The following is a 25100-nucleotide window of genomic DNA, read 5'->3' as shown; positions in this document are numbered from 1 at the left end:
TTTGCGTTACCGCTTTGATGAACAGACAATCGAAAAATTGTTATTGTCGAAATGGTGGACCTTCACACCCCAAGAAATTGCGTCAAAGGAGCTCGCGGACGTAAGTGCGTTCTTGAATAGCTTTGAATAGGGTTCGGGTGTCGGTCACCGCATAGCTGCGCGGCAGCCCGCCAATCTACCCCACATGAAACAGCGTCCCGAACAGTTTCGGGTCCAGGCTTTCGCTGGCAAACGTTTCGCCTTCGGTCAGCACGGAAACCGCGTCGTGGCTATGGAGGCTTTCTTGGTGGCTGGCGATTACCCGAAAATCTGTGATCCGTGCCTCGGCTTGCAGGTTTTCGGTAAAAAGGCGCACCGCATCTTCGACAAAGATCGGGTTGGCGGCGTTCAGTTCGGCGAACGCCTGTTCGTCCTCGCGTTTGACCATGACTTGAGTTTCTGTCGGAACGGCGGCGCGGGCGGCCTCGATCAGGTCTTCGAACCACAGGCAATTGCTGTGCGGGGCAAGCAGCACCGAAATCCGCGCCACAGAGCGCTGCGAATGCGGCGTGGCCAATTGACCGCGAAACTGGCGTGCGTGTTCGGATAATTCCAATGAACAGGGGCATGTAGACGAATACACGTAATCCAGATGCATGATTTTTTTGCGCACGCCGCCGGTTTCGACCAGTTCCAGCGCGATGTCGTAATATTGATAGCCCGACAGCCCCGACCGCAGGCTTTCCACCTGCATTGGAAAGGAAAACCGCATTTGGATACGTGCATCAAAACTGTCCAGATCGGCCTTATAGGCATCAATCGCGCGTTCAATCACTTCAAAGCTAAAGGTTTCCTGCGCGTGTTTGTAAAACGTGCGCATGATGCGGGACATGTTGATGCCCTTCTTTTCGGCATCAAGCGACACGGTTCCGGTGACAGAGGTTTCAAGCGTCAGATCATCGCCGTCACGGGTGTGAAACCGGATCGGCAGGCGAAAATTCGATATCCCCACGTGCTGGATTTGCCGCATGGCGCCCTTGATCAGGCTTGACGGGCCGTTTTGCAGGTCCGGCATTGTCGCGCGGTAAGTTTCATCCACCTCAAACGCATCAGGGTATGCGCGCGCAAGTGCGGGGTAATTCGACACTTCTTGCCCCGGAATAAGCCGCGCCACCAGCGGATCCAGTGTTGCGACTTCCTCGGCGCTGACATCACCGGCCCAAGCGCGCAAAACGGCCAGCGCCGCCTCTGCCTGCGCGCGGGTGGGCGCATCGGCATCGCCCGCCTGTCCGGCGTCAATCGCCGCTTGATAGCGAAGCACGACATCTTTGGTTACATCGGTCATCTTGCGCGCCTTTGTCATATGGGTCTGCCCCAACATGGCGATCCTGCTGCACGGGCACAAGGCGCGCGCAGCATCAATTGCAGGCGCGGATGCCTAGACCTGATCCAGTGCTGCCAGCAAATCCGCAATCAGATCATCAGGGTCTTCAAGCCCGATCGACAGCCGGATTAGCCCCATCGAGATGCCCAATGTGTCTTTTTGGTCTTGTGGCAACCGCTGGTGGGTTGTGGTTGCAGGGTGCGTCACGATGGATTTTGCATCCGCAAAATTGTTCGAGATCGTAAAAATCTCAAGCGCGTTGATAAATTTGAAACACGCGTCACGACCACCTGCAACTTCAAACGCCAGAACCGTGCCGCCACTTTCGGCCTGCGCGCTGGCCAGCGCCGATTGCGGATGTGCTGCATGTGTTGGATAGCGCACATGGGTCAGCTTTGCATGGCCATTAAGCGCCTGCGCAACCTTCATCGCCGTGTCACATTGCGCCCGCACGCGCAGGTCGATTGTTTCCAGCGCCTTCAGGTGTGACCACGCGGTAAACGGGTTCATCGCGCCGCCGGTGTGTTTCATATAGGTTTCAATCGGGCCGCGGATCAGTTCGCGCGATCCGCAGATCGCCCCGCCCAACATCCGGCCCTGCCCGTCCACGTGTTTTGTGGTGGAAATCACCGCCAGATCGGCGCCAAGCGCGCTTGCATAGGAAAACACCGGCGTCGCCATCGCGTCATCGACAACGACCAGCGCGCCGACAGCGTGGGCCGCCTTGACCACATGGGCCACATCGACAACTTCCAACGTCGGGTTGGAAATGCTTTCAAAGAACACCAGCTTTGTATCGGGCCGGATCGCCGCATCCCATGCCGCATTATCCGTGCCGTCAACCAAGGTGATTTCAACCCCAAAACGGCCAAGGATATCTTCGAGAACGTAAAGACATGACCCGAACAGCGCGCGTGATGAAACGACGTGATCACCCGCCTGCAACAAGGCCGTCAGCGCGCCCGTGACCGCGGCCATGCCTGACGTACAGGCAAAGCAGTCTTCATAGCCGACCATCGCCGCAATCCGGTCTTCGAACATCCGCACCGTGGGGTTGCCATAGCGCGCATAGATGAATTCATCATCGCCAAGTTCCACAAACCGTGCTTCGGCGTCTTCGGCGGTTTCATAGACAAAGCCTTGGGTCAAAAAGATCGCTTCGCTGACCTCGCCATATTGGCTGCGCCGTGTGCCTGTGTGTACCGCTTTGGTCCGTTTGCTCCAAGTCGTCATCATCGTATCCTCGCGCGTTCGCGCATTAAAAAACCCCGACACCGGCAAGGTATCGAGGTCGCAAAAACCGCAATCCCATTTTAGCAGCATGTTTAACGTGGCCCGCAATCCGGTAACAAATCGCCACGCCACGTGCATAGGCCGCGAATCCATGCAGGTCAAGACATCGCGCCCCACGCTTGCGCAAACCATTTCTTAAACTTGGTTTGTTAGGTTTTTGCCATCGACTCGAGGTTAAAACATGCAACATCGCGCCCATCGCTACCGCACCGAATTTCCCGTTGAACTGCGCACGCCCGTGGGTGTGGTGCACGGAAAGATCGCAGATGTGAACAACGACGGCGCGCGCATTGAACGGGTGCGCCCGATGCATCGCGGAAGCAAGATTTCATTCAGCGTGCTGGGCTGCCCCGTGAATGCCGTTGTTGTCTGGGCGACATCCGACCAGATCGGGGTCATATTCCGGCCCCGCCTGCACGACGATATCGTGGACCGGATGCGCTACCGGCGTGACGCGCGCACGCGCAATCGGCATAGCACGGTCGGCTTTGTCGAAATGCGCTAGTCCTGCGACTCTTCGGGCGGCAGGATCAGATATTTTTGCAGGCCAACGATCTGCGCCCATAAGAACACGAACAAAGCGATTGGAAAGGCAAATGTTTCCAGCTTTACCCAAAGATCGGTCGATTGCGTGCGCCAGATCAATTCGTTGGCCACGGCCAGAACGACGAACATCATCGTCACGCGTTTGGTGAAAATCATCCAGCCTTCGGGTTCCATCGGCAGGAATTCTTCCATGACATATTGCAGATAGCTTTGGCCGCGCAGTAGCCCGATACCCAAAATCCCCGCCATGAACCCGTAAACAATGGTGGTTTTCATCTTAAAGAACCGCTCATCGTTGAAATAGGCGGTCAGCCCGCCAAAAAAGATCACCATAAAGGCGGTAAATACCTGCATCCGGCTCAGTTTACCGGTTTGCTGCCAAAGAATGGCCATCGCGACCAAAAGGATTGGAATGAACACCAGCGCGGCAACGATAAAGCCGGAATATTCGGTACCACCATATAGATAGGTCTCATCCTTGATCCGAACATAGATCAGGAAAAACGCAAGCGTCGGCCCCAGTTCAAGAACCTGCTTCAAGATTGGATTGATCTGTTTTTCGGCCATTGGTTTCCCCTTTAGGCTCCCACTTCTACGATCACGGCGCCCAGTGCAACCAATGCCATCAGGATTAACCGCCGCGGCCCGACTTTTTCGCCCAAGATAAACCAGCCGATCAGGGCTGCAAAGACAGTGGATGTTTCGCGCAGCACGGCGGCCTCGCCGACCTTATCCAGCCGCGTGGCCATCATCACGCCACCAAAGCTGATCCAGGCAATTATCGCCCCGGCAAATCCGCGCCACATCAATGGCTTCATGGCAATTGGCACAGGATTGGCGCGTTGGCGCAAATAGGCCAGCACTGGCATATCAAGCGAAGTCACCAAAAAGAACCACGCCAAAAACGTAAACGGATCAGGCGATTGGCGGATGCCGTAAGCGTCATAGGTCGTATAGACCGCAACCAGAATGCCGCATAAAACAGCCCATGCCAGCCCCGCCTTGAGCGCGCCCGGATCAATGGTTTCTTCAGACAGGTTGCGCAGCGCAAGCAGCAAAATCGCGCCTGAAAGGCAGGCCACCCCGACCCATTGTGTGGCCGTAAAATGTTCGCCAAAAAACAACGAAGCCGCAAAAACCGTGACCAACGGGCCGGTGCCGCGCACAACCGGATAGACAACCGTATAGGCCGCCTTTTGATAGGCTTTGGCCATTGTCACTTTATAGGCGAAATGTACAATCACTGCGCCCACAAGGATAATCGCGGTTTTCATATTCGGCAGCGGCACCAAAAAGAACGCGATCGGCGCCGAAATCAATGCAAGCCAGCCGTCTATCGCGCCGCGTGTCAGCCACGGGTCAAACCGGCCTTTTTGCAACGCGCCAAAAACCGCATGGGCCAGCGCAGAGATCAGCGCAAGGATTGTCGCCAGCCGCGCGCCCTCGGGGGTGCCGGCAATTGCGACCAACCATTCAGAAAGCGTGCTCAAATGTCACCTTGTTCCCATGCAAGCGCGATGGTCACGCCCGACATCGCAATGCCCAGCGCATGCGCCAGATCCTGATCGCCGGAAGTATCCATGAAAGGCACAACCGCCTGTATCCAGCCAAATCCCCGTTCGGATGTGATATCGACCCGCAGCTTGCCTTCGCGGTCCGTCACCATGCGCAAGAACGCCTGCCGTGATGCCGTATCCACCTGAAACCGCGAAACATCGCGCAGCGCTTCGCCAAGACTGACGCGATTGATTTCGGACAGGTCAACATCAAGATCATCAAGCAAGCGCTGGTTCACGCTGATTTGCGCGTGAAGTTCTGTCATTCGCAGCCCTGCAAGGCTGGTTTGCAACCCCGCAACATTGCTAAAATACGCGCCCTGCAACACGTAGCCCGCTGCAATTCCGCTACCGTCACTGTGGCGCAGGCTTGCGTTTTCAACAACAAGCATCCCCGATGCGGGCAAATGGCGCAAGTGTGCCTGCGCGCTGTAGCGGCGCTCGCCAATTTTCAGATCGACAATGCGCAGCGCAATTGCTGCGGGCAGACCGGTGCCGTGAATATAGGCGTCGGCGTTCTCGATCCGAAAACCCACCTGTGCCATATCGCTGCTGTTCCAATGCGGTTGATTGGTATCGATTGCGCACCAGCCATCTGAGCCGATTGTGACAACCGAAGGCGGCGGTCCACTGCCATTGATCTCGAATGACCCCATGGTTTGCGCAAACCTGTCCCAAGCATCCTGACAGGCCTGTTGCGACATTCCATCATAGCCCAGCGCAGGCGAGGCTGCGAGCATCACCGCTGCAATCAGTTGTTTCACAGCTCGGCCCCCACCAATGCGGCGGCAAATTCTTGTGGGTCAAAGGGGGCCAGATCATCAATCTGTTCGCCCACCCCAATCGCATGGATCGGCAGGCCAAATTGATCGGCCAATGCCACCAAAACGCCCCCCTTTGCAGTGCCGTCCAATTTGGTCATCACCAGCCCGGAAACATCAGCGAGTTGCTGAAACACTTTGACCTGCTGGATCGCATTCTGCCCTGTCGTCGCGTCCAGTACCAAGAGCGTGTTATGCGGCGCATCGGGGTCTTTCTTGCGGATCACACGCACAATTTTCGCCAGTTCTTCCATCAGGTCGGCGCGGTTTTGCAACCGCCCTGCCGTGTCGATCATCAACAGGTCCGCGCCATCGGCTTCGGCTTTGGTCATCGCGTCAAAGGCAAGGCTGGCAGGGTCCGACCCTTCGGGCGCGGTCAGCACCGGCACGCCTGCCCGGTCGCCCCAGACCTGCAATTGTTCCACTGCGGCGGCGCGGAACGTGTCGCCCGCAGCGATCACCACCTTTTTGCCCGTCGCCTGAAACTGGCTGGCCAGTTTGCCGATGGTTGTGGTCTTGCCTGCACCATTCACACCAACCACCAGCACGACTTGCGGTTTTTTCGCATAAAGCGGCATGGGGCGCGCGACTGGCTCCATGATCCGCGTGATTTCATCGGCCATCAATTGTTTGATCTCGGGCACGGACAGTTTCTTGCCAAGCCGCCCTTCGGCCATGTTTGCCGTGACCCGCAGCGCCGTATCCACGCCCATATCGGCGCTGATCAGCAGCTCTTCGAGTTGTTCAAGCATATCGTCGTCAAGCGTGCGTCGCACGACCGCGTCTTCGGCCCCGAACATACGCCCGAGGATGCCTTGCGGTTTGGCGGTTTCCACCTCTGGGGTCGGTTCCGGCGCGGTGGGTGCTGATGGTGCAGCCGCTTCACCGCCTTCGCTGACAATCGCATCCAGCCCTTCGTCAATTTTTGACGATGATCCGGTGAGCCTGTTCTTGAGCTTTTTAAAAAACGACATGCGCCCGCGCCTTTGGTAATCTATCGCTTATGACCTAATCGCTTGGCGGCTGATTGAAAAGGCCCGGTCAGATTTCGCTGGGAAAATGCCGCATCACCAGTTTGATCGGGTTCGGTGCCGCCTGCCCCAGTCCGCAGATTGATGCATCCGCCATTGTGGTGCATAGTTCAGTCAGCAAATCCTGATCCCAATGATCCGCCTGCATAAGTTTCACCGCTTTTGCGCAGCCCGCACGGCACGGGGTGCATTGGCCGCAGCTTTCATCCTCAAAAAACCGCAGCATGTTCAATGCCGCATCGCGCGCGCTGTCTTGGTCCGACAGCACCACAACCGCCGCCGATCCGATAAATGTGCCATGCGGTTGCAACGTGTCGAAATCCAGCGGAATATCTGCCATGCTTGCAGGCAATAGCCCCGATGACGGACCGCCCGGTTGATAGGCTTTGAACGCGTGGCCATCAGCCATACCGCCCGCTGCTGCGATAATATCAGTGATAGTTGATCCTGCGGGCAAAAGATACACGCCCGGTGCGGCCACACGACCTGACACCGAATAAGACCGCAGACCCACACGCCCGTTTTTTGACGTGGCGTTCAGGATGTGTGTCCCCTCGCGGCAGATCCGCGCGATCCAATGCAGGGTTTCGACGTTATGCACCAGCGTTGGCTGCCCAAACAGCCCTACCTGCGCCACAAAGGGCGGGCGGTGGCGCGGGATGCCGCGTTTGCCTTCGATGCTTTCGATCATCGCGCTTTCCTCGCCGCAAATATAGGCTCCCGCACCACGGCGCAGTTCAATATAGCCGGGTGCAACCACGCCCGCAGCTTCGAGCGTCTTGATTTCGCGGCGCAGGGTTTCCAGCACCGCCGGATATTCATCGCGCATATAGATATAGCATGTCGCGGCCTCGACAGCCCAAGCGGCGATCAGCATCCCCTCGAGCATCAGATGCGGCGTGCGTTCGAGATAGTAGCGGTCCTTGAAAGTGCCCGGCTCGCCCTCGTCCCCGTTCACAGCCAGATAGCGCGGTCCGGCATTGGCGCGCACGAACCCCCATTTCTTGCCGGATGGAAACCCGGCCCCGCCAAGCCCGCGCAGGCCAGCCGCAAGCACCGTTTCTTGCACCGTTTCCCAGTCACCGCTTTCGCGCAATTGCGCAAGCTGGGCATAGCCACCTTCGGCCACATAGTCGGCATAGGTCTGGTACTGCGGGATATGCGCATGGGTATCGCCCGCCAAGATCGCTGCATGAACCTTTTCATGGGTCGCATGGTCAATGTGGTGATGCCCGATTTCCAAAACCGGCGCGGTATCGCAGCGGCCCATACACGGCGCCCGAACCACCCGCACCTGCGCCGGATCCAGCCCATCGGTCAGCGCCTTTTGCAACTGCTGCGCGCCCGCCAGTTCGCATGACAGGCTGTCGCAAACGCGGATGGTCAGCGCGGGCGGGGGAGTTTCGCCTTCTTTGACCGGATCAAAATGCGCATAGAAACTGGCGACTTCGTAAACTTCGGCCTGCGACAGCCGCATTTCTTCGGCCAAGGCGCGCAAATGTGCAGCGGACAGATGGCCAAAGGCGTCCTGGATCAGATGCAGGAATTCGATCAGCAAATCGCGCCGCCGCGGGCGGTCACCCAGCAGGTCCTTGACCTGCGCCCAAGCCATATCATCCAGCTGCCGGCCCTTGGGCACGTGCCGCCCCTTGCCTTTTCCGGATTTCCAAACGCCGCTTTTGCTTTCTTGCGCCATATCACCGCCCCCTACCAATGCCCCAAGCATAGGCGGCGGCGGCGCGTACGACCACGCAAAAGCGACCAATCATGCACAATTTGCAAGCATCCGGATTTCGGCGTGACGCAATTGGCCTTGCATGCTACCGATTGGGCATGAGCCCACAGATGCGCCAGTTCACCATAATTTCACTGCTTCCTGCGGGGCTTATCGTGCTGGGGCTATGGCTGGGGGGGCTATGGGTTCTGGCCGCGGTGATCTATCTGACCGGCTTTATGCGGTTTATGGATCGGGCCGTGAAAACCAAGCGCGTGGCGATCACCGAACCAAGCGGCACGACCCTGTCGGTCTGTCTTGCGATCATGCATTTTGCATTGCTGGGGGGCACCGTGATCACTCTTGCGCGCGCGGCGCATGGTACGGCCGAAAACATCGGATTGTTTTTTGCGACGGGCCTGTTTTTGGGCCAGATCAGCAATGCCAACGCCCACGAGCTGATCCACCGCGGGCAGCGCGGGCTGCACCGGCTTGGGATGTGGGTCTATATATCAATGCTGTTCGGGCATCACACTTCGGCGCATGTGCTGATCCATCACCGGCATGTTGCCACGCGCGCTGATCCGAACACATCGCGCATGGGCGAAGGGTTCTACCGCTTTGCGCTGCGGGCGTGGGGCGGGTCGTTCATGGCGGGGTTTCGGGCCGAGGCCGCCCGCCCGCGCGCGAAATGGCGCAACCCCTATGTCATCTATGTGCTTGGCGCTTTGGGGCTGATGCTGCTGGCACTGATGATCAGCCCGCGCGCGTTACTGGTCTATGTCGGGCTTGCGGCCTATGCGCAGATGCAACTGCTGATGTCGGATTATGTGCAGCATTACGGGTTGATGCGTGCCATTGGCGCAGATGGCAAACCCGCCCCCGTCGGGCCGCAGCATAGCTGGAACAGCCCGCGCTGGTTCAGCTCTGCCTTGATGCTGAACGCGACACATCATTCCGACCACCATGCGCACCCGTTACGCTATTTTCCCGCGCTTGATGTGCCAAGCGGCGCGCCGATGCTGCCCAAGCCGCTGCCGGTCATGGGGGCAATTGCGCTGATCCCGCCGCTTTGGCGGCATATCATGGACCCGTTAGTCAAAGAGATCACCAATGCTTAAAATCCTGTTATGCCTTATGGTTTTCGCAAGCCCCGCACTGGCCCAAGAGCCGATGAACGCCACCCAGTTCGAAACTTATGTGGAGGGACGCACGATAACCTTTCTCTATCCGGGCGGCAGCACAGGGACCGAAAGCTATCTGACAAACCGTCGGGTGATGTGGTCTTCGCAAGAAGGCATCTGTCTTTACGGTGTCTGGTACGCAAGCAAGGGCGATATATGTTTTCGCTATGATCACGACCCGATCCCCAAATGCTGGCGCGTCTATCTTGAACCCGACGGGATGCGCAGCATCTTTACCAACAACCCGCCCTACACCGAAATCTATGAAATGCGCGACCGTACCGATCCGCTGATCTGCCATGATCTGAATTCATGACCCCCGCCGCTGCCATAATGGCGCGGTTCGGGCTGCGTGACGCGGCACTGGTGGATCACGGCAAGATCGCCACGGTCTGGAAGGTCATGCGCGGCAAGCAGCCTGCCGCGCTCAAGATCTATCACGGTGGCAATACCCAAGACGAATGGCCCGGCGTGCGCTATATCCAAAGCTGCGCAGGCACAGGTGCCGTGCAAATTTTTGATTACGCGGAAGGCGCATTGGTGATGGAATGGCTTGGCGGGCCGTCTTTGGGCGATCTGGCGCGTCAGGGTGGTGATGCCAGTGCCAGCGCTCAACTGGGCGCCACAGCGCTGCAATTGCACAAGGCAGCGCCGCCCGCGATTTGCCCAGCTTGCAGGCCCGTATGCAGGCGCTATTCACCTACGCGCCGAAGGCAAGCTGGCCCGAACCCACCCGAAACAGCATCCGCACCGCCCAAAACCTAGCCAAACTGCTTACTGATAATCAAAGCGATATCAAACCCTTACATGGCGATCTTCACCACGACAATATCCGCATGTCCGCGCGTGGCTATCTGGCGTTTGACGCAAAAGGGTTGATCGGCGATCCCGCCTATGATCTGGCGAACGCGTTTTTGAACCCGATGGATGCGCCTGACATTGTGGCCGATCTGTCGCGGGTGCAGCAAATGGCGGCGATATTCGCCGCGGTGACACAAATGCCCGCCGCACGCCTGCTGGATTGGGCGATTGCCCATTGCGCGCTGACGCTGGCGTGGAAAGATGCCGCGCTGCCCGATGTGACCATGCTTGATCTGCTGATGCACGCGCGCTCAGTTTGTGGTGACAGAAACCTTTGCATCGCTGAATTCAATCTCTAGCGCGCCTTTGGCCTGCGCCGCGCGGGTCACAACGCCTTGCCCGTCACGCACAACGGCATAGCCGCGATCAAGTGTTGCCTTATAGCCCAAGGTTTCGTGCATCCGCCCCAATGTTGCCAGCCGCGCGGCGCGTTCGGATTGCTGGCGTGTTGCGTGGTCGGACAGGCGAACCAATGCGGCCGACAGACGCTCAGCTTGGCGGGTGGTGCGCTGGGTCAGCAAATCGGGTGCAAGCCGTGCCGCAAGCGTGGCAAGCCGCCGCCGATCCTCGGCGATGCGCCGCGACAGGATCGCGGGGCGCAGCGCGGCCTCGGACAGTTGCAGGCGTTTCTTGGCGGCAGCGGATCTAAGCGCGGCAGGCAAGCGTTCGGCCAGATGGTCCAGCCGCTGCGCGGGCACTTGCAACAGGCTGTCTTTGGCAGGCAAGGCGCGCGCAAGATCGCGCAGCCGTTGCTTGCGCTGCCCCACACCTGTGGTCAGCGCACGGTTCAACCGCACGCCCTGTTGATCCACCCATGCCAGCAATTCCATCCGCACTGGCACCGCCAGTTCAGCGGCCGCTGTCGGCGTCGGCGCGCGCATATCGGCGACAAAATCAATCAAGGTTGTATCGGTTTCATGCCCCACGGCAGAAATCAGCGGGATATCCGATGCTGCCGCCGCACGGGCAACGATTTCTTCGTTAAAGCCCCAAAGATCTTCGAGCGAGCCACCACCGCGCGCCACAATCAGCAGATCAGGGCGCGGCAATGCACCGCCGGGTGTCAACTGGTTAAAGCCTGCAATCGCCGCCGCCACATCGGGCGCGCACCGCTGCCCCTGCACGGCCACGGGCCAGACCAGAACCTTGCGCGGGAACCGGTCGCGCAGACGGTGCAAAATATCACGGATCACCGCGCCAGAAGGCGAAGTAATCACCCCGATGATCACCGGCAGATAGGGCAATGGCTTTTTGCGTTCCGGGGCAAACAGCCCTTCGGCAGCCAAGGCGGCCTTGCGCTTTTCGAGCATCGCCATCAAGGCGCCTGCGCCTGCGGGGGCGATGTCTTCGATGATCATCTGGTATTTGGATTGGCCGGGAAATGTGGTCAGCTTGCCGGTGGCAACAACCTCCATGCCTTCTTCGGGGCGATGCGCGAGCCCCTGTGCGCGGCCTTTCCAGATCACACCCGAAAGCACTGCGCGGTCGTCCTTGAGATCAAGGTAAATATGCCCCGATCCGGGCCGCGAAACACGACCCAATTCGCCGCGCACCCGCACATGGCTGAACCCGCCCTCAATCGCCTTTTTGACAGCGCCTGAAATCTCGGACACGGAAAATTCCGGCGTGTTATCCGCCGGACCATCATCAAATAGATCCATCATTTATCCTTTGGGGGCTGATATTTTACCGGCATCGACGAATATTTCCACTGCAAGAATACAGAAATCGAAATAACCAGCCCGCCGAAAATAGCAAACAGGTAAGACGAAAAAATCACCGCAAGGGCAAAGGCCGCAAAACCGACCACCCATATCAGGAACCGCGAAAACCGCATGAGCCCGTCGTCAGGGTCCGGCCAGTATTGCACCTGCGCGCGGCCAAATTCCTGCGCATAGTAGTCAAGCGTCAGCTCGTAGGCCGGATCATCCGCCAAAGGTGGCAGATCTTCGGGGCGGTGGATCGTGCGGCCAATGATGCGCGGGCAGAAATCATGGAAATAGGCCTGATGATCCGCAATATGCAGTTGCCAAACCTGATCGACAATGGGCGACGGGGTCAGATCCTCGCCGGTGGACCCGATCAGATACATAAACCGGCGGTATTCTTCGACAAGCGTATAGCAGACATCAACCGTATATCCGGTGGCGTCCCCCAATTGATTAACCAAAGATCGCGATAGCGGGCGTTCGTGGAAACTATAGCCTTCCAGCCGATGCCACAGCTTGCGATCGCGCTTTTCGTAGTTCATCTGCTATCCTTTGCGCGCCTGCGCCTAAAAATAACGCGGATCAGCCAAAAAGGCCAAGCCGAAATCGCTGCGCACTTGTGATCAGCGCCCTGCCCCCCTAAAACGCTCGCAAATATGGCAGATGGGGCATCACATGAATATTCTGATCTTGGGTAGCGGCGGACGCGAACACAGCTTGGCTTGGGCTGTGAAACAAAACCCCAAATGTGACCGCCTGATTGTCGCCCCCGGCAATGCCGGTATCGCGGATATTGCCGAATGCGCCGATATCAACATTCTGGACGGCGACGCGGTTGCGACATTCGCCGAAGAAAACGCGATCAGCTTTGTGATCATCGGGCCCGAAGCCCCGCTAGCGGCAGGTGTCGCCGACCGGTTGCGCGCCGCTGGCCTGCTCGTTTTTGGCCCCAGCCAAGCCGCCGCACAGCTTGAAGCGTCCAAATCATTCACCAAAGCTATTTGTGATGCGGCGGGCGCCCCCACTGCCGCCTATGCGCATTTCACCGATGGCGATGCTGCGCGCACCTATATCCGCGCCCAAGGTGCCCCGATTGTGGTTAAGGCCGACGGATTGGCCGCTGGCAAAGGCGTGATTGTTGCCATGACCGAAGCCGAAGCTCTGGCCGCGATCGACGATATGTTCGACGGCAGCTTTGGCGACGCGGGCGCAGAGGTCGTGATCGAAGAATTCATGGAAGGCGAAGAAGCGTCATTCTTTGTGCTGTGTGACGGCAAAACCATCCTGCCTGTCGGTACGGCCCAAGATCATAAACGTGCCTATGACGGCGACACCGGCCCGAACACCGGCGGCATGGGGGCCTATTCCCCCGCACCTGTGATGACCGATGCGGTCACGCAAAAAGCACTGGACGAAATTATCCGCCCGACAATGGATGAAATGACCAAACGCGGCACCCCGTTTCAAGGCGTGCTTTTTGTTGGTCTGATGATCAAAGACGGGCAACCGCGTCTGGTGGAATACAACGTGCGCTTTGGTGATCCCGAATGCCAGTGCCTGATGATGCGGCTGGGCGGGCAGATCCTTGATCTGCTCGAAGCCTGCGCGCGCGGACGCCTGTCAGACGTGGCCGTAAACTGGGCCGATGATCATGCGCTTTCGGTTGTCATGGCCGCCAAAGGCTATCCTGGTGCCTATGAAAAAGGCACGGTGATTAAAGGGTTGGACGCGCTTCCCGAGAATAGTTTCAACATGGTCTTCCATGCTGGCACCGCGGAAAAACACGGGCAGATAGTTGCCATCGGCGGGCGGGTTCTGAATATTACCGCGCGCGGTGCGACATTAGCCGAGGCGCATAAAAACGCCTATGCCATGGCGCAGGCCGTTGATTGGGAACAAGGGTTCTACCGGTCCGATATCGGCTGGCGCGCGCTGTAACGCCCCAAATTGCGCGGATCACCCGTTGCGTCACCGGCCAATAGGGCTAGGGTTTACCGACGCAATCACAGGGCCCGCGCATGACCATACCCGTCTTTATCGCCGTTATCGGTGCCGCCCTTTTGCACGCGACATGGAATGCGCTGGTCAAGGGCGGCGCAGATAAAACCCTGAGCATGGGGGCCGTGATTATCGGGCATGTGCCGCTTGCCGTGATTTCCCTTTGGTTTGCACCCACGCCCGCTCCCGCAAGCCTGCCCTATATGGCTGGCGGTGTGGTGCTGCATTTTGGCTATCAAGTTTTTTTGCTGAAATCCTACGAAGCAGGAGATTTGACGCAAGTCTATCCAATCGCACGCGGGTCTGCGCCGTTGATTGTCGCACTTTTTTCTGTGACCGTCTTAGGGGTGCACCTGACGCCGTTGCAGCTTCTTGCAGTTCTAACGATCGGCTGTGGCATCATCAGCCTTGTGCTGGTCCGCCGCGCAGACGGGCAACGCAACGGGCATGCGGCGCTGATGGCGCTGATCACGGGTGTGTTTATCGCAAGCTATTCACTGGTGGATGGCATGGGCGCGCGCGTCGCTGGAACGTCACTGGGTTTCTACAGCTATCTTGGTATCGCCAACGCCATCTGCATGGCTGCCTATCTGCGGTTAAAATCACCAACAACGCTGACCGCGATCGCGACAAAAGGGCGCGGTATATTCATTTGGGGCGGCGGGGCATCATTTATTGCCTACGCGATTGTCACATGGGCCTTTACCCAAGCGCCAATCGCATTGGTCACAGCCTTGCGCGAAACAAGTATTGTCTTTGCCTTACTGATCGGGGTCTTTTTCCTGAAAGAACGTCTTGACTTGATCAAGGTGTTTTCCACGCTGACGACGTTGCTTGGCGCGATCTTACTGCGTTTTGCCAAGTAGAACGACAAAAGCCGCACCTGATTAAAGGCGCGGCTTTTGAGGCTCATAGAACGGATAGCTTACGCGGCGCGGCCGACCAATACGGATGTAATTTCATCGCCGGCAACGGATTCGGCACTGCCTGCAACAACGGCAAATTCGCGTGTCAGGCGCTCTAGCGCTGCTTCATATAGTTGGCGTTCTGAATAGCTTTGCTCGCGCTGGTCGTCCTGACGGTGCAGGTCGCGGACAACTTCGGCAATGGCGATCAGATCGCCTGAATTGATCTTTTGCTCGTATTCTTGCGCACGGCGCGACCACATCGCTTTTTTGACCTTGGCCTTACCTTTCAGCGTCTTGACCGCTTGGGCAACCACATCAGGGGTGGCAAGCGCACGCATGCCGACTTCGGTTGCCTTATGGGTTGGCACCCGCAGCGTCATCTTGTCTTTTTCAAAGGCGATCACAAAAAGCTCAAGCTCGAAACCTGCGACTTCCTGTGTTTCCACGGATACAATTTTGCCAACGCCATGCGCCGGATAAACAACAAATTGTTCGGGGCTGAATTCGCTTTTCTTCTTACTCATGGGTATCCTTTCAAAGCCATCCGGATGCGGTACAGTCGACAAAAAATCCGGCGGCGACAAAGGGTCCCCGTCGGGCAAAAACTGTTTCACATTGGACTAGCGTGTTCTTAGCATTGACGTGAGTATACCACAAAAATGGTCGCTCTAAAAGTGCCGCAGTGCAGCGGGTGAAAAATTCTTGCTGCACTGGCGGAAAGGGGCAAGATGCCCCCCCCGAATCAGCCGCCTTCGCCAGGGGCCTCGGAGAGCAGGTCAAGCTTGCCTTCTTTGCCGTCCATCTCTTCCGCATTGGGCAGCGGGTCTTTTTTGGTGATGATCACGGGCCACATTTCGGCATATTTGCGGTTCAGCTCGACCCATTTTTCCATATCCGGCTCTGTGTCGGGGCGGATCGCATCGGCGGGGCATTCGGGTTCGCACACGCCACAATCAATGCATTCGTCAGGGTGAATCACCAGCATATTCTCACCCTCGTAGAAACAATCTACGGGGCAGACTTCGACACAGTCGGTGTATTTGCAGGCGATACAATTGTCGTTGACGATATAGGTCATAGGGGCATCCGTTTCTCTAACGCAGCCTAGCTAGATGAGACTGCGCATTCATTCAAGGTCCAAAGGCCCGTCAATGCCGCGATGCGTCATCATATCCCTGCGATCCTTCTTTGTCGGGCGGCCTTTTCTGTCTCCGCCCGGATTATAGGGACGCCGTTCTACGGGGGGTGACATATCTTCATAGAGCGCTTGCGCCTCTGGCGCGGGTCCGCGGCGGGTGCCAAGCGCTAGGATTCGCACCACTTTGGTCGCATCCGCCTGCACAAAGGTCAGCACATCCCCCGCCCCGACCGCGCGGGCGGGTTTGCTAACGGGGGTGCCGTCAATGCGCACCTTACCCGCCGTTACAACCCCGGCCGCGAGCGAGCGCGATTTGAAAAACCGCGCCTGCCACAGCCATTTATCAAGCCGGATCGTTTGCCGGGGTTCTGCGGTCAATCCTTTTTGAACCCTGCCAGTGCGGCTGCAAACGGGTTGTCAGGATCAATTGCTTTTTCGCGCTTGGGCTTGGCGGCAAAGCTTTGCGGCTTATTCGCGCCACCTTGTGGTTTGCCTTTGCCCTTTGGCTTGCCCTTGCTGCGCGGACGGTCACCGCCTTGCGGGCGTGCAGGACGTGCGGCGCGGCCACCCCAAGTGAAGCTATAGAACACTTCCAACTCAGGTGCTGTATCTTCGGCAGGGGCCGGTTCGCCTTGGGCTTCCGGTTCAGCCTCGGGGGCTTCTGTCTGTGCCGGTGCGGCGTCTGCTTTTGGCGCATCGTCGGAGACAACAGCTGGCGCTTTGATTTTGGCGCGTTCGCCTTTTTCGGCCTTATAGCCCAACCCGCCCATCAGATCGGCAAATTGTTCCAACGTCATGCCCGTGATCGACAGCATATCGGGGTTGGCTTCAAAACCGCCGCGGCTGTCCTTGTCGCGCAGCATATCGGCAAGCCGTTCCAGCATATCAATACGAATCGCGCGTTCACCCGCAGCGCGGTAGCCCGACATCGCGTAATAACCCGGCGTTGCGTCTTTGGCGGCGGGCACGGTGACAAGCCCCGGTGGCGGGCTTTCGGGGAATTCTTGCAGGCCCTTGGAAAGCGACCACAGCACAAGCCGCAGCCGTGTGGCGGCGGGTTTCAGCAACAGCGGCTGAAAGATCGTGAATTGCCCGAAACGTACACCGTGTTTGCGCAAGGCGCCGCGCGCGTCCTGATCAAGTGCCTTTACTTCGTCAGCAACTTCGCCGCGCGGGATGATCCCGAACCCTTCGGCCATGCGGAACGCAAACCCTTTGGCGGCACCTGTCAGCGTCTCGTCGTTCTTGAGCGCAAGCAGGCCTTCGAAACCCGATACGACCTTGCGGTCGATAAAATGCTGCAAGCGGCGCTGGACTTTGGCGGCGACCTCTTCGCCGGCCTCGTCATCAACAAAGGCGGTGACACCCGGTTTATAGGGGTCGGATCCGGCGACAAGTTTGCCGACCGCATGATCGCCCCACATCAACCCACCTTGTTCGGTGAAGTCAATTTCGGGATCGGGCGCGTTGTAGAAACGGTCAGCCAGCAGATGGAACTGCGGCACAAGCGCCTGCACAGATGCCTGACGCAATGTCTTGGCCTCATCAGGGCTTCCTGCTTTGTCCATGCGGAACTGGAAACCTTCCAACCGTCCGACGAATTCGCCCTCTACGGTTACTTCACCTTTGTCGTTTACGTCAGCCAAAAGGCTCTCCTTCTGTTTGAGCCGCCGAAGCAAAATGCTTGTCCGCCGGTCCACAAATCTTTGGGTTAGCGCGCCATGAAGCGCGTCAGATAGTCGGTCTTCTACAGCGCGTGTCTCTTCGCGCCAATGGTTTTCGTCACGCAACCAACCGTTGCGCTGCGCAACATAGGTCCAAGTCCGTATATACGCCAGCCGTTTCGACAATGTATCAATGTCGCCATCCGTGCGGTCAATGCGGCGCACCTGCAATCCGAACCAATTGGCAGACACATGCCCAAGCTGGTGCAGGTCATTATAAATTTGCGTCAAAAGACCCGCATGTTCGCCTGCGGAAATGCCGCGAAAATCGGGCACGCGGCAGACCTCCCACAGCAGTTTGATCGACGGGCCGTCGCTGGCGCGCGCGGCGACTTCGGCGTCACCTGCCAGCGCCTTGAGCGCCTTGAGATCATCGCTTTCGCGCACCCGCGTCAGCCAGCGGTCATCGGTGCGTTCTTCAAGCGTGGAAATCAGGCGTTTGACCGACCCGAATTGTAACCGGCTGTTACGCCAGAACAATTTATTCACCGGTGCAAATTGATGTTCGGTAATCGCCTCGGCCACAGCCTCGTCCAATGGTGGTGCCTCGCCCGTTACACCAAAGGTGCCGTTGTCGACATGCCGCCCTGCCCGTCCTGCAATCTGCGCCAGTTCCTGCGGCTGCAAATGCCGCATCCGGTGCCCGTCAAACTTGATCAGCGACGAAAACGCGACATGCGAAATATCAAGGTTCAGCCCCATCCCGATGGCATCTGTCGCCACCAGATAATCGACATCCCCGTTTTGATACATTTCGACCTGCGCGTTGCGCGTGCGCGGGCTTAGCGCGCCCATAACGACTGCCGCCCCGCCTTTGGTGCGGCGCAAAAGTTCGGCAATCGCATAGACATTTTCGACCGAAAAACCAACGATAGCGGCCCGCGCGGGCATGCGGCTAATCTTTTTGGACCCTGTATAGGTCAATTGGGACATGCGGTCGCGGTACATGAATTGCGCGTCAGGCACCAAAGCCGCAATCGCGCCGCGCATCGTTTCCGCGCCAAGAAACAATGTTTCATGCAGCCCGCGCGCATGCAGCAGACGGTCGGTAAATACATGGCCGCGTTCGGGATCAGCGCAAAGCTGGATTTCGTCGATTGCGAGAAAATCCGCGCCCATTCCCTCTGGCATCGCCTCGACGGTGCAGACCCAATAGGCGGCGCGCGGCGGGACGATTCGTTCTTCGCCGGTGATCAGCGCCACAACGCCCGGCCCGCGCTGCGCGACAATCCGGTCGTAAACCTCGCGCGCAAGTAGCCGCAGCGGCAACCCGATGACCCCCGTGCGATAAGACAGCATCCGCTGGATCGCGTAATGGGTCTTGCCGGTGTTGGTCGGCCCTAGAACAGCCGTGATACGCGCGCTTGTCATAAGGGTCCCCGAGGTCACTGGCAGCGCTTTACAGCGCCTGACCTTCAAGTTGCAATTGCAAACGCGCGATGGCGTCTTTGGTCGGAACCGACTGCGGGTTAATCGCAAGAATCATTTCATAAAGTTCAAGCGCATCTTGCACCCGTGCAAGGTCTTCCATGATCACGGCCAGCCCTTCAATGGCACCAAAATGGCGCGGATCAAGGCGCAAAACCTGCGCAATATCATCCAGCGCAGGTCCGGTCAGTCCCAGCGTATAATAGGCCGAGGCCCGCCCGAAATAACCGCCTGCAAATTGCGGCGCATGGTCGATCAGCGCAGTGTAATGTTCAACGGCGGCTTGCGGGTTTCCATCCAAAAGCGCATCAGCCCCGCGCTGCAACAATAAATCCATCGCAGGCGACCGGCTTTTGTCCCAACTCGCAAAAATTTCCTCTTCGATCGCTGCATAGGCGCCCTCATCGGCGTTAAGCAGGTCTTGATAAAGTCCTTCTAACGTCATGTCTTGGGCCTGCGCGGGTAAGGAAATCCCCACTGCAAGAAAAAGTGCCGTAACGATATGTTTGATGCGATGTGTCTGCGTAACCATATTGGTAATGTAGCGCAGAATGCGGCCAGCACCAGAGGCGGGCCGCCACATCAACAAAGAAGGACGAAATAAATGAGCGATGTTGTAACAGAGGCCGTAGCCGCACTGACCGCGAAACTGGGTGGGGCCGGCTTTGACGGTGCTGCAAAATTCGTGATCGAAGGCGAAGGTGCGATCATCATTGACGGCAATGGCGTCCGCGCAAGCGATGAAGACGCGGATGTTTCACTGACCGCTGACACTGAAACGTTCAAAGCGATCCTTGACGGGGAATTGAACCCGACAACCGCATTTATGACAGGCAAACTCACGGTCGACGGCGACATGGGCCAAGCGATGAAACTGGCAAGCGTATTGGGCTAGGCATGGAACCGGCACCCCTTTTTGACGATATCGCAAACGGGCCAGCAGGTGGTGCCGCCCATTGGTTACAGACCTCCGACGGGCTGCGCATCCGCGCGGCCCATTGGCCAAAATCTAGTGCAACTGGGACCGTGTTGATCTTTCCCGGCCGCACCGAATTTATCGAAAAATACGGGGCCACGGCCAAGGCGCTGCACCAGCGCGGCTTTGCCAGCGTAGTGGTTGACTGGCGTGGCCAAGGAATCGCAGACCGGATGACCCCGAACCGCGCCATTGGGCATGTCGGCCGCTTTCGCGATTTCCAGCACGATGTTGCTGCCGTTATTGCCTATGCCAAGGCGCAAGACCTGCCCGAACCCTATTTCCTGATCGGCCATTCGATGGGCGGCTGCATCGGCCTGCGCGCACTTCACGAAGGGCTTGATGTTAAGGCTGCAATGTTTTCGGCGCCGATGTGGGGCATTCAGATGGCGGTCGCCCTGCGCCCGCTGGCGTGGGGGCTTTCTGCGGTCAGCCGCCAGCTTGGATTTGATCAGGTACTTGCACCGGGTCAGGTTGCGCAACCTTATGTGCTGCGCGCGGCCTTTGAAGGCAATACGCTGACCAATGACCGTGCGATGTATGAAACCCTAGGCGATCAGCTGCGCAGCTATCCGGATCTGGCACTTGGCGGGCCATCGCTGCGTTGGCTCAATACATCCTTGCGCGAAATGCACAGGCTGAACCAAATACCATCGCCACAAAATATCCCTTGCCTGACGTTCCTTGGCAGCAACGAGGCGATCGTCGACCCGACCCGCATCCACGACCGGATGGCGCGCTGGCCGGACGGGCAGTTGCGGGTCATCCAAGGCGGCCAGCATGAAATGCTGATGGACAGCGCCGTGCAAAACGAAATTCTGGACGCCACCGCCGCACATTTCAATTCTGCCGTGAACGCACGGGTGACCGCCTAGACAGATCACGGCCATAGGGCTTTCAACTACCCCGTGCCGCCCCTATGTTATGCCCAAACAATGAGGTCTGACATGAACACCCCCACCCCCGTATTTGACGCAAACGCCGCTGGCGGCAAGAGTTTCGGCGATCTTCCCGAATGGGATCTGACCGATCTTTACACCAGCCCCGACGCAACCGAACTGACCCGCGATCTGGCTTGGCTTGATACTGAATGCGCCGCATTTGCTGCCGATTACGCGGGCAAACTGGCAACGCTGGATGCGGCGGGTCTGTTGCAGGCGGTGCAGCGCTATGAACAGATCGACGTGATCGCGGGGCGCATCATGTCCTATGCGGGGCTGCGGTATTACCAGATCACCACCGACAGCAACCGCGCCAAATTCATGGCCGATTGTCAGGACAAGATCACCAATGCGACCACACCGCTGGTGTTTTACGGGCTGGAATTCAACCGCCTGGACGATGACCATCTTGCGGGGCTTCTGGCCGAAAACGCGGATCTAGCGCGCTATAAACCCGTGTTTGACCGGATGCGCGCGATGAAACCGCACCAGTTGTCGGATGAATTGGAAAAATTCCTGCATGATCAATCCACCGTCGGGGCCGCTGCATGGAACCGGTTGTTTGACGAAACAATGGCGGGGCTGGAATTTGAGGTGGACGGCGAAACCCTGAACCTTGAGGCGACGCTCAACCTGCTGACCGAACAAGACCGCGCCAAGCGCGAGGCCGCGACCCATGCGTTGGCTGCAGTGTTCCAAGACAACATCAAAATCTTTGCCCGCGTCCATAACACGCTGGCCAAAGAAAAAGAGATCGAAGACCGCTGGCGCAAAATGCCCAGCCCGCAAGCCGGGCGGCATCTGTCCAACCACGTTGAGCCCGAAGTGGTCGAGGCCCTGCGCAACGCCGTTGTTGCCGCCTACCCGCGCCTGTCGCACCGCTATTATGCGCTCAAGGCGAAATGGCTTGGGCTGGAACGGATGCAAACATGGGACCGTAATGCGCCCCTGCCAATGGAAACGACACGTACTGTCAATTGGGACGAGGCCCGCGAAACCGTGATGACCGCCTATGCTGATTTTGATCCCAAGATGGCAGAAATCGCGCAGCCGTTCTTTGACAAAGGCTGGATTGATGCCGCGGTCAAACCGGGCAAGGCGCCGGGCGCGTTCGCGCACCCGACCGTCACGCCAGTGCACCCCTATGTGATGCTGAACTATCTAGGAAAACCACGCGATGTGATGACCTTGGCGCATGAGTTGGGCCACGGCGTGCATCAGGTACTCGCAGCTGAACAAGGTGAACTGCTGTCATCCACTCCGCTGACATTGGCTGAAACCGCCTCTGTCTTTGGTGAGATGCTGACGTTCCAAAAACTGCTGGATGGGGCCAAAACCAAAGAAGAGCGCAAAGTCCTGCTCGCAGGTAAGGTCGAGGACATGATCAACACGGTCGTGCGCCAGATCGCGTTCTATGATTTTGAATGCAAACTGCACGCGGCACGCGCCGAAGGCGAGCTTACCCCCGATGATATCAACGCGCTGTGGATGTCGGTGCAGGCGCAATCGCTTGGCGAGGTATTCGACTTTGCACCCGGCTATGAAACCTTCTGGGCCTATATCCCGCATTTCGTGCATTCGCCCTTCTACGTCTACGCCTATGCGTTCGGCGACGGGCTGGTGAACGCGCTATACGCGGTCTACGCCGAGGGCGATCCGGATTTCCAAACCAAATATTTCGACATGCTGCGCGCAGGCGGGTCCAAACACCATAAAGACCTGCTGGCCCCCTTCGGGCTTGATGCGTCAGACCCGAAATTCTGGGACAAAGGCCTGTCCATGATCGAAGGCTTCATTGATGAACTCGAAGCAATGGAAGACTGATTGCAAGGGGCGGCGCAAGGTTTGCGTCGCCCGCGATGCGCTTGGGGGCGGGATTGCGGTGCCTTATGCCACGCCCGCCGGAAGCAGTTGGGCGTCGCTCCATTGTCGCGGCGATTGCCCGTACATGCGCTTGAATTCCCTACTGAATTGCGAAGGGCTGACATAGCCCGCTTCCAGCGCCGCTGCATTGACCTTCATGCCGCCCGCAATTTTCATCGCGGCATTGTTCAGACGCATTGATTTCACAAACTGGATCGGCGCCATTGTGGTTGCCTGCTTGAATTTGCGATGGAAAACCGCGCGGCTCATGCCTGCGCGGGTTGCCATTTCATCAATTGAAACCGGCGAATCCAGTTTCGCGCTGACATGGGCAATCGCCCGAGCGATGGCATTTCCTGCGCCAAATGCCTGCCGCGCAAACGCCCCCGCTTCGCCTTTGAGAATGGCATAATACAGCTCGCGCAGGCGCGCATTGCCCAGCACCGCCGTATCCGTCGGGCTATCCCCAAGGCGCAACATCCTGTGCAGCGCCTCTGTAAAACCATCGTCCCAGCGGGCCAGCCGGATTCCCTGTGCGCGCTGGCCGCCACTACCCGTTCGAATAACATCCCCTGCCGCGTCCATTTCCATGCTCAAGGCGGTCATCATTTGCGAATCGAGCGCGATAAATACCCCGTAAAGCGGCGCGTCTGCAGATGCAGCTGGCGTGCCCGCCTTGACCGGCATCGACATCGGACAGCAAAGGTAGCGGCTGCTGTCATATGCATAGCGTTGACCATCCAGAATGGCCTCTTTGGCGCCACTGACAATGGCGACAACGCAAGGTTCATAGACTGCTGGCACACAGGGAATGGATTGCGTTGCGCGAAACAGGCGCACGCCGTCCACACCTGTTTCGGTTAACCCGTCTTTATACGTACGGGCCGCAATAAGCTGCATGATCTGTTCTTTACTCATGCGGGGAACCTACGACGACATTCTATGCCTTGGCAACCATCCCGATACAATCAGGCAGGTAATTGCGACAATCCGGTCTATTTTTGACAGCTTTCGAGAGTTATCTACATATCAACAAATCAAACAGCGGCCCAAGGCACAGATGCCCTGCGCCCAAGCGGAGAATGAAAATGGCGGATACAACTTTTGGACCAGACGGCTGGACCCCTGCGCGGATCGGATCACTTGAGGGGAAAACCTATATCATCACAGGGGGCAACGCGGGTGTCGGTTTTCAGGCGTCACGCATTCTGCTGTCAAAGGGTGCGACCGTGGTCATGCTGAACCGCAGTGCCGAGAAATCCAAAGCCGCGATCAAGGACCTGCAAGATACATTTGGTTCAGATGCCGCCGTAAGTTTTATTCGCATGGACCTGTCCGATCTTGCCAGCGTCCGCAACGCAGCGGCAGAGGTGAACGCCAAGGTTGCGCGTATCGACGCCGTGATTTGCAACGCGGCGATTGCACAGGTACCGGTGCAAGAGCTGACGGTCGACGGTTTCGAAAGCCAGCTTGGCACCAACCACTATGGGCATTTTGTTCTGTGCGGCATGCTTTTTGACCGTATCGCCCAGACCCAAGGGCGGATCGTGGTTGTGTCCAGTCTCGGGTATAATATGGGAATCAAAACGATCCAGTTCGAAGATATGAACTGGGACAAGAACTATAGCGCCAACCCCGTCTACAGCCAGTCCAAGCTGGCCCAGATGATGTTTGCCTATGAGTTGCAGGACCGCATCAAAACCACCGGCAAAAACGTGGGCGTCTATGTGTGCCATCCCGGTTCTTCTGCGACATCGCTGATCAGCACAAGCGGCGGCCTGATGACGCGGGTGGCATGGTGGCTGATGACAAAATCACCAATGGTACAAACCGCAGAAAAAGGCGCATATCCGGAACTGCTGTGCGCAACCGAACAAGACTTGGAACAACGCGCCCTTTACGGCCCGACCGGACGCATGGAATTTGTCGGCCCTGTGGGCAAGGGCACGCTACACCCGCATGCCTATGACAAGACCGTCACATCACGCCTGTGGGACGTGTCGGAAAAGGCGACAGGATTTACTTGGCAGTTTTGACCGGACAACG

General features: G+C 57.9%; 24 protein-coding genes, 1 pseudogene and 1 riboswitch. Of the genes and pseudogenes, 10 read left to right on the top strand and 15 right to left on the bottom strand.

All coding sequences use genetic code 11. The features are described 5' to 3' along the window. Nucleotides 1-175 precede the first annotated feature (175 nt). Both folE2 and BM320_RS04550 read right to left on the bottom strand, forming a co-directional pair. Nucleotides 176-1324: a GTP cyclohydrolase FolE2 gene (folE2, locus tag BM320_RS04555; protein ID WP_207496852.1), complete on the bottom strand. Its 1149-nt coding sequence runs from the start codon at nucleotides 1322-1324 to the stop codon at nucleotides 176-178. Nucleotides 1325-1417: 93 nt separating this feature from the next. Further along, nucleotides 1418-2596 carry an aminotransferase class V-fold PLP-dependent enzyme gene (locus tag BM320_RS04550; RefSeq protein WP_090200360.1) on the bottom strand — a complete coding sequence of 393 codons (1179 nt, stop codon included), beginning with the start codon at nucleotides 2594-2596 and terminating at the stop codon, nucleotides 1418-1420. Nucleotides 2597-2655: 59 nt separating this feature from the next. Continuing rightward, nucleotides 2656-2733, bottom strand: a riboswitch (SAM riboswitch). 104 nt (nucleotides 2734-2837) lie between these two features. Between BM320_RS04550 and BM320_RS04545 the strand changes: the two genes are divergently transcribed. Next, nucleotides 2838-3161, top strand: a complete 324-nt coding sequence (locus tag BM320_RS04545; RefSeq protein WP_090196979.1) for a PilZ domain-containing protein — start codon at nucleotides 2838-2840, stop codon at nucleotides 3159-3161. Here the strand turns inward: BM320_RS04545 and BM320_RS04540 are convergent. From BM320_RS04540 to BM320_RS04520, 5 genes are all read right to left on the bottom strand, one after another. After that, entirely contained in the window at nucleotides 3158-3769 is a 612-nt protein-coding gene (locus BM320_RS04540; protein ID WP_090196977.1) for an inner membrane-spanning protein YciB, read from the bottom strand. The two genes, BM320_RS04545 and BM320_RS04540, sit on opposite strands and share 4 nt — an antisense overlap. A gap of 11 nt (nucleotides 3770-3780) precedes the next feature. Then, nucleotides 3781-4692 (bottom strand): EamA family transporter, encoded by a 912-nt coding sequence (locus tag BM320_RS04535; protein ID WP_090196974.1) that lies wholly within the window; start codon nucleotides 4690-4692, stop codon nucleotides 3781-3783. Continuing rightward, on the bottom strand, nucleotides 4689-5522 hold the full coding sequence (locus tag BM320_RS04530) for a hypothetical protein (RefSeq protein WP_090196973.1): 834 nt from the start codon (nucleotides 5520-5522) through the stop codon (nucleotides 4689-4691). Before BM320_RS04530 ends, BM320_RS04535 begins: the two co-directional genes overlap by 4 nt. Then, nucleotides 5519-6553, bottom strand: coding sequence for a signal recognition particle-docking protein FtsY (ftsY, locus tag BM320_RS04525; protein WP_090196971.1), 1035 nt, complete (start codon nucleotides 6551-6553; stop codon nucleotides 5519-5521). The genes BM320_RS04530 and ftsY overlap by 4 nt, the downstream gene beginning before the upstream one ends. A 67-nt stretch (nucleotides 6554-6620) precedes the next feature. Then, complete coding sequence (locus tag BM320_RS04520; protein ID WP_090200358.1) at nucleotides 6621-8306, bottom strand: NAD(P)H-dependent oxidoreductase subunit E; 1686 nt, start codon at nucleotides 8304-8306, stop codon at nucleotides 6621-6623. A gap of 71 nt (nucleotides 8307-8377) precedes the next feature. Between BM320_RS04520 and BM320_RS04515 the strand changes: the two genes are divergently transcribed. The 3 genes and pseudogenes from BM320_RS04515 (at nucleotide 8378) to BM320_RS16590 (ending at nucleotide 10668) form a co-directional block, all read left to right on the top strand. Further along, complete coding sequence (locus BM320_RS04515) at nucleotides 8378-9445, top strand: alkane 1-monooxygenase (RefSeq protein WP_311135490.1); 1068 nt, start codon at nucleotides 8378-8380, stop codon at nucleotides 9443-9445. Further along, nucleotides 9438-9824 (top strand): hypothetical protein, encoded by a 387-nt coding sequence (locus tag BM320_RS04510; RefSeq protein ID WP_090196968.1) that lies wholly within the window; start codon nucleotides 9438-9440, stop codon nucleotides 9822-9824. The genes BM320_RS04515 and BM320_RS04510 overlap by 8 nt, the downstream gene beginning before the upstream one ends. Continuing rightward, a pseudogene (locus BM320_RS16590) lies at nucleotides 9821-10668 on the top strand (aminoglycoside phosphotransferase family protein). Before BM320_RS04510 ends, BM320_RS16590 begins: the two are co-directional and overlap by 4 nt. On the opposite strand, the gene xseA reads toward BM320_RS16590, so the two are convergent. Both xseA and BM320_RS04490 read right to left on the bottom strand, forming a co-directional pair. Beyond that, nucleotides 10621-12033 carry an exodeoxyribonuclease VII large subunit gene (gene xseA, locus BM320_RS04495; RefSeq protein ID WP_090196960.1) on the bottom strand — a complete coding sequence of 471 codons (1413 nt, stop codon included), beginning with the start codon at nucleotides 12031-12033 and terminating at the stop codon, nucleotides 10621-10623. The pseudogene BM320_RS16590 and the gene xseA sit on opposite strands and share 48 nt — an antisense overlap. Further along, nucleotides 12030-12620, bottom strand: coding sequence for a hypothetical protein (locus BM320_RS04490; protein ID WP_090196959.1), 591 nt, complete (start codon nucleotides 12618-12620; stop codon nucleotides 12030-12032). The genes xseA and BM320_RS04490 overlap by 4 nt, the downstream gene beginning before the upstream one ends. Nucleotides 12621-12753: 133 nt before the next feature. On the opposite strand from BM320_RS04490, the gene purD reads away from it, so the two are divergent. Both purD and BM320_RS04480 read left to right on the top strand, forming a co-directional pair. Continuing rightward, complete coding sequence (gene purD, locus BM320_RS04485) at nucleotides 12754-14016, top strand: phosphoribosylamine--glycine ligase (RefSeq protein WP_090196955.1); 1263 nt, start codon at nucleotides 12754-12756, stop codon at nucleotides 14014-14016. 80 nt (nucleotides 14017-14096) lie between these two features. Next, on the top strand, nucleotides 14097-14942 hold the full coding sequence (locus BM320_RS04480) for an EamA family transporter (RefSeq protein WP_090196952.1): 846 nt from the start codon (nucleotides 14097-14099) through the stop codon (nucleotides 14940-14942). Between the two features lie 59 nt (nucleotides 14943-15001). Here BM320_RS04480 and BM320_RS04475 read toward each other — a convergent pair whose 3' ends face one another. From BM320_RS04475 to BM320_RS04455, 5 genes are all read right to left on the bottom strand, one after another. Beyond that, a complete protein-coding gene (locus BM320_RS04475) occupies nucleotides 15002-15508 on the bottom strand; it encodes a CarD family transcriptional regulator (RefSeq protein ID WP_090196949.1) in 507 nt (168 codons plus the stop codon). A gap of 218 nt (nucleotides 15509-15726) precedes the next feature. Continuing rightward, nucleotides 15727-16062 (bottom strand): ferredoxin FdxA, encoded by a 336-nt coding sequence (gene fdxA / locus BM320_RS04470; protein ID WP_090196946.1) that lies wholly within the window; start codon nucleotides 16060-16062, stop codon nucleotides 15727-15729. A 48-nt stretch (nucleotides 16063-16110) separates the two neighbouring features. After that, a complete protein-coding gene (locus tag BM320_RS04465; protein WP_090196943.1) occupies nucleotides 16111-16500 on the bottom strand; it encodes an Hsp15 family ribosome-associated heat shock protein in 390 nt (129 codons plus the stop codon). After that, entirely contained in the window at nucleotides 16497-19217 is a 2721-nt protein-coding gene (locus tag BM320_RS04460; RefSeq protein ID WP_090196940.1) for a helicase-related protein, read from the bottom strand. The genes BM320_RS04465 and BM320_RS04460 overlap by 4 nt, the downstream gene beginning before the upstream one ends. Nucleotides 19218-19245: 28 nt before the next feature. Beyond that, nucleotides 19246-19719 carry a tetratricopeptide repeat protein gene (locus BM320_RS04455; protein WP_242650952.1) on the bottom strand — a complete coding sequence of 158 codons (474 nt, stop codon included), beginning with the start codon at nucleotides 19717-19719 and terminating at the stop codon, nucleotides 19246-19248. 159 nt (nucleotides 19720-19878) lie between these two features. On the opposite strand from BM320_RS04455, the gene BM320_RS04450 reads away from it, so the two are divergent. From BM320_RS04450 to BM320_RS04440, 3 genes are all read left to right on the top strand, one after another. Then, nucleotides 19879-20169, top strand: a complete 291-nt coding sequence (locus BM320_RS04450) for an SCP2 sterol-binding domain-containing protein (RefSeq protein WP_090196938.1) — start codon at nucleotides 19879-19881, stop codon at nucleotides 20167-20169. A gap of 2 nt (nucleotides 20170-20171) precedes the next feature. Continuing rightward, nucleotides 20172-21125, top strand: a complete 954-nt coding sequence (locus BM320_RS04445) for an alpha/beta hydrolase (RefSeq protein WP_090196935.1) — start codon at nucleotides 20172-20174, stop codon at nucleotides 21123-21125. A 72-nt stretch (nucleotides 21126-21197) separates the two neighbouring features. Continuing rightward, entirely contained in the window at nucleotides 21198-23015 is a 1818-nt protein-coding gene (locus BM320_RS04440) for a M3 family oligoendopeptidase (RefSeq protein ID WP_090196932.1), read from the top strand. Between the two features lie 63 nt (nucleotides 23016-23078). Here the strand turns inward: BM320_RS04440 and BM320_RS04435 are convergent, their stop codons facing one another. Beyond that, nucleotides 23079-23972 (bottom strand): AraC family transcriptional regulator, encoded by an 894-nt coding sequence (locus BM320_RS04435; RefSeq protein WP_090196930.1) that lies wholly within the window; start codon nucleotides 23970-23972, stop codon nucleotides 23079-23081. 170 nt (nucleotides 23973-24142) lie between these two features. Here BM320_RS04435 and BM320_RS04430 point away from each other — a divergent pair, with 170 nt between their 5' ends. After that, a complete protein-coding gene (locus BM320_RS04430) occupies nucleotides 24143-25090 on the top strand; it encodes an SDR family oxidoreductase (protein ID WP_090200352.1) in 948 nt (315 codons plus the stop codon). Nucleotides 25091-25100: the final 10 nt, after the last annotated feature.

It is taken from the genome of Yoonia tamlensis (assembly GCF_900115105.1).
Classification (GTDB): Bacteria; Pseudomonadota; Alphaproteobacteria; order Rhodobacterales; family Rhodobacteraceae; genus Yoonia; species Yoonia tamlensis.
Note: the sequence above shows the minus strand (reverse complement) of the source record. Positions and strands in the feature narration are given on the sequence as shown.

What these genes read in the sequence shown, in the direction of transcription:
- BM320_RS04550 (WP_090200360.1), bottom strand. Translation starts at nt 2,596, where the DNA reads ATGACGACTTGGAGCAAACGGACCAAAGCGGTACACACAGGCACACGG.
- fdxA (WP_090196946.1), bottom strand. Translation starts at nt 16,062, where the DNA reads ATGACCTATATCGTCAACGACAATTGTATCGCCTGCAAATACACCGAC.
- BM320_RS04435 (WP_090196930.1), bottom strand. Translation starts at nt 23,972, where the DNA reads ATGAGTAAAGAACAGATCATGCAGCTTATTGCGGCCCGTACGTATAAA.
- BM320_RS04460 (WP_090196940.1), bottom strand. Translation starts at nt 19,217, where the DNA reads ATGACAAGCGCGCGTATCACGGCTGTTCTAGGGCCGACCAACACCGGC.
- BM320_RS04440 (WP_090196932.1), top strand. Translation starts at nt 21,198, where the DNA reads ATGAACACCCCCACCCCCGTATTTGACGCAAACGCCGCTGGCGGCAAG.
- BM320_RS04430 (WP_090200352.1), top strand. Translation starts at nt 24,143, where the DNA reads ATGGCGGATACAACTTTTGGACCAGACGGCTGGACCCCTGCGCGGATC.
- BM320_RS04540 (WP_090196977.1), bottom strand. Translation starts at nt 3,769, where the DNA reads ATGGCCGAAAAACAGATCAATCCAATCTTGAAGCAGGTTCTTGAACTG.
- BM320_RS04480 (WP_090196952.1), top strand. Translation starts at nt 14,097, where the DNA reads ATGACCATACCCGTCTTTATCGCCGTTATCGGTGCCGCCCTTTTGCAC.
- xseA (WP_090196960.1), bottom strand. Translation starts at nt 12,033, where the DNA reads ATGATGGATCTATTTGATGATGGTCCGGCGGATAACACGCCGGAATTT.
- folE2 (WP_207496852.1), bottom strand. Translation starts at nt 1,324, where the DNA reads ATGACCGATGTAACCAAAGATGTCGTGCTTCGCTATCAAGCGGCGATT.
- BM320_RS04520 (WP_090200358.1), bottom strand. Translation starts at nt 8,306, where the DNA reads ATGGCGCAAGAAAGCAAAAGCGGCGTTTGGAAATCCGGAAAAGGCAAG.
- BM320_RS04445 (WP_090196935.1), top strand. Translation starts at nt 20,172, where the DNA reads ATGGAACCGGCACCCCTTTTTGACGATATCGCAAACGGGCCAGCAGGT.
- BM320_RS04545 (WP_090196979.1), top strand. Translation starts at nt 2,838, where the DNA reads ATGCAACATCGCGCCCATCGCTACCGCACCGAATTTCCCGTTGAACTG.
- BM320_RS04450 (WP_090196938.1), top strand. Translation starts at nt 19,879, where the DNA reads ATGAGCGATGTTGTAACAGAGGCCGTAGCCGCACTGACCGCGAAACTG.
- ftsY (WP_090196971.1), bottom strand. Translation starts at nt 6,553, where the DNA reads ATGTCGTTTTTTAAAAAGCTCAAGAACAGGCTCACCGGATCATCGTCA.
- BM320_RS04510 (WP_090196968.1), top strand. Translation starts at nt 9,438, where the DNA reads ATGCTTAAAATCCTGTTATGCCTTATGGTTTTCGCAAGCCCCGCACTG.
- BM320_RS04475 (WP_090196949.1), bottom strand. Translation starts at nt 15,508, where the DNA reads ATGAGTAAGAAGAAAAGCGAATTCAGCCCCGAACAATTTGTTGTTTAT.
- BM320_RS04490 (WP_090196959.1), bottom strand. Translation starts at nt 12,620, where the DNA reads ATGAACTACGAAAAGCGCGATCGCAAGCTGTGGCATCGGCTGGAAGGC.
- purD (WP_090196955.1), top strand. Translation starts at nt 12,754, where the DNA reads ATGAATATTCTGATCTTGGGTAGCGGCGGACGCGAACACAGCTTGGCT.
- BM320_RS04515 (WP_311135490.1), top strand. Translation starts at nt 8,378, where the DNA reads ATGCACAATTTGCAAGCATCCGGATTTCGGCGTGACGCAATTGGCCTT.
- BM320_RS04455 (WP_242650952.1), bottom strand. Translation starts at nt 19,719, where the DNA reads ATGACGTTAGAAGGACTTTATCAAGACCTGCTTAACGCCGATGAGGGC.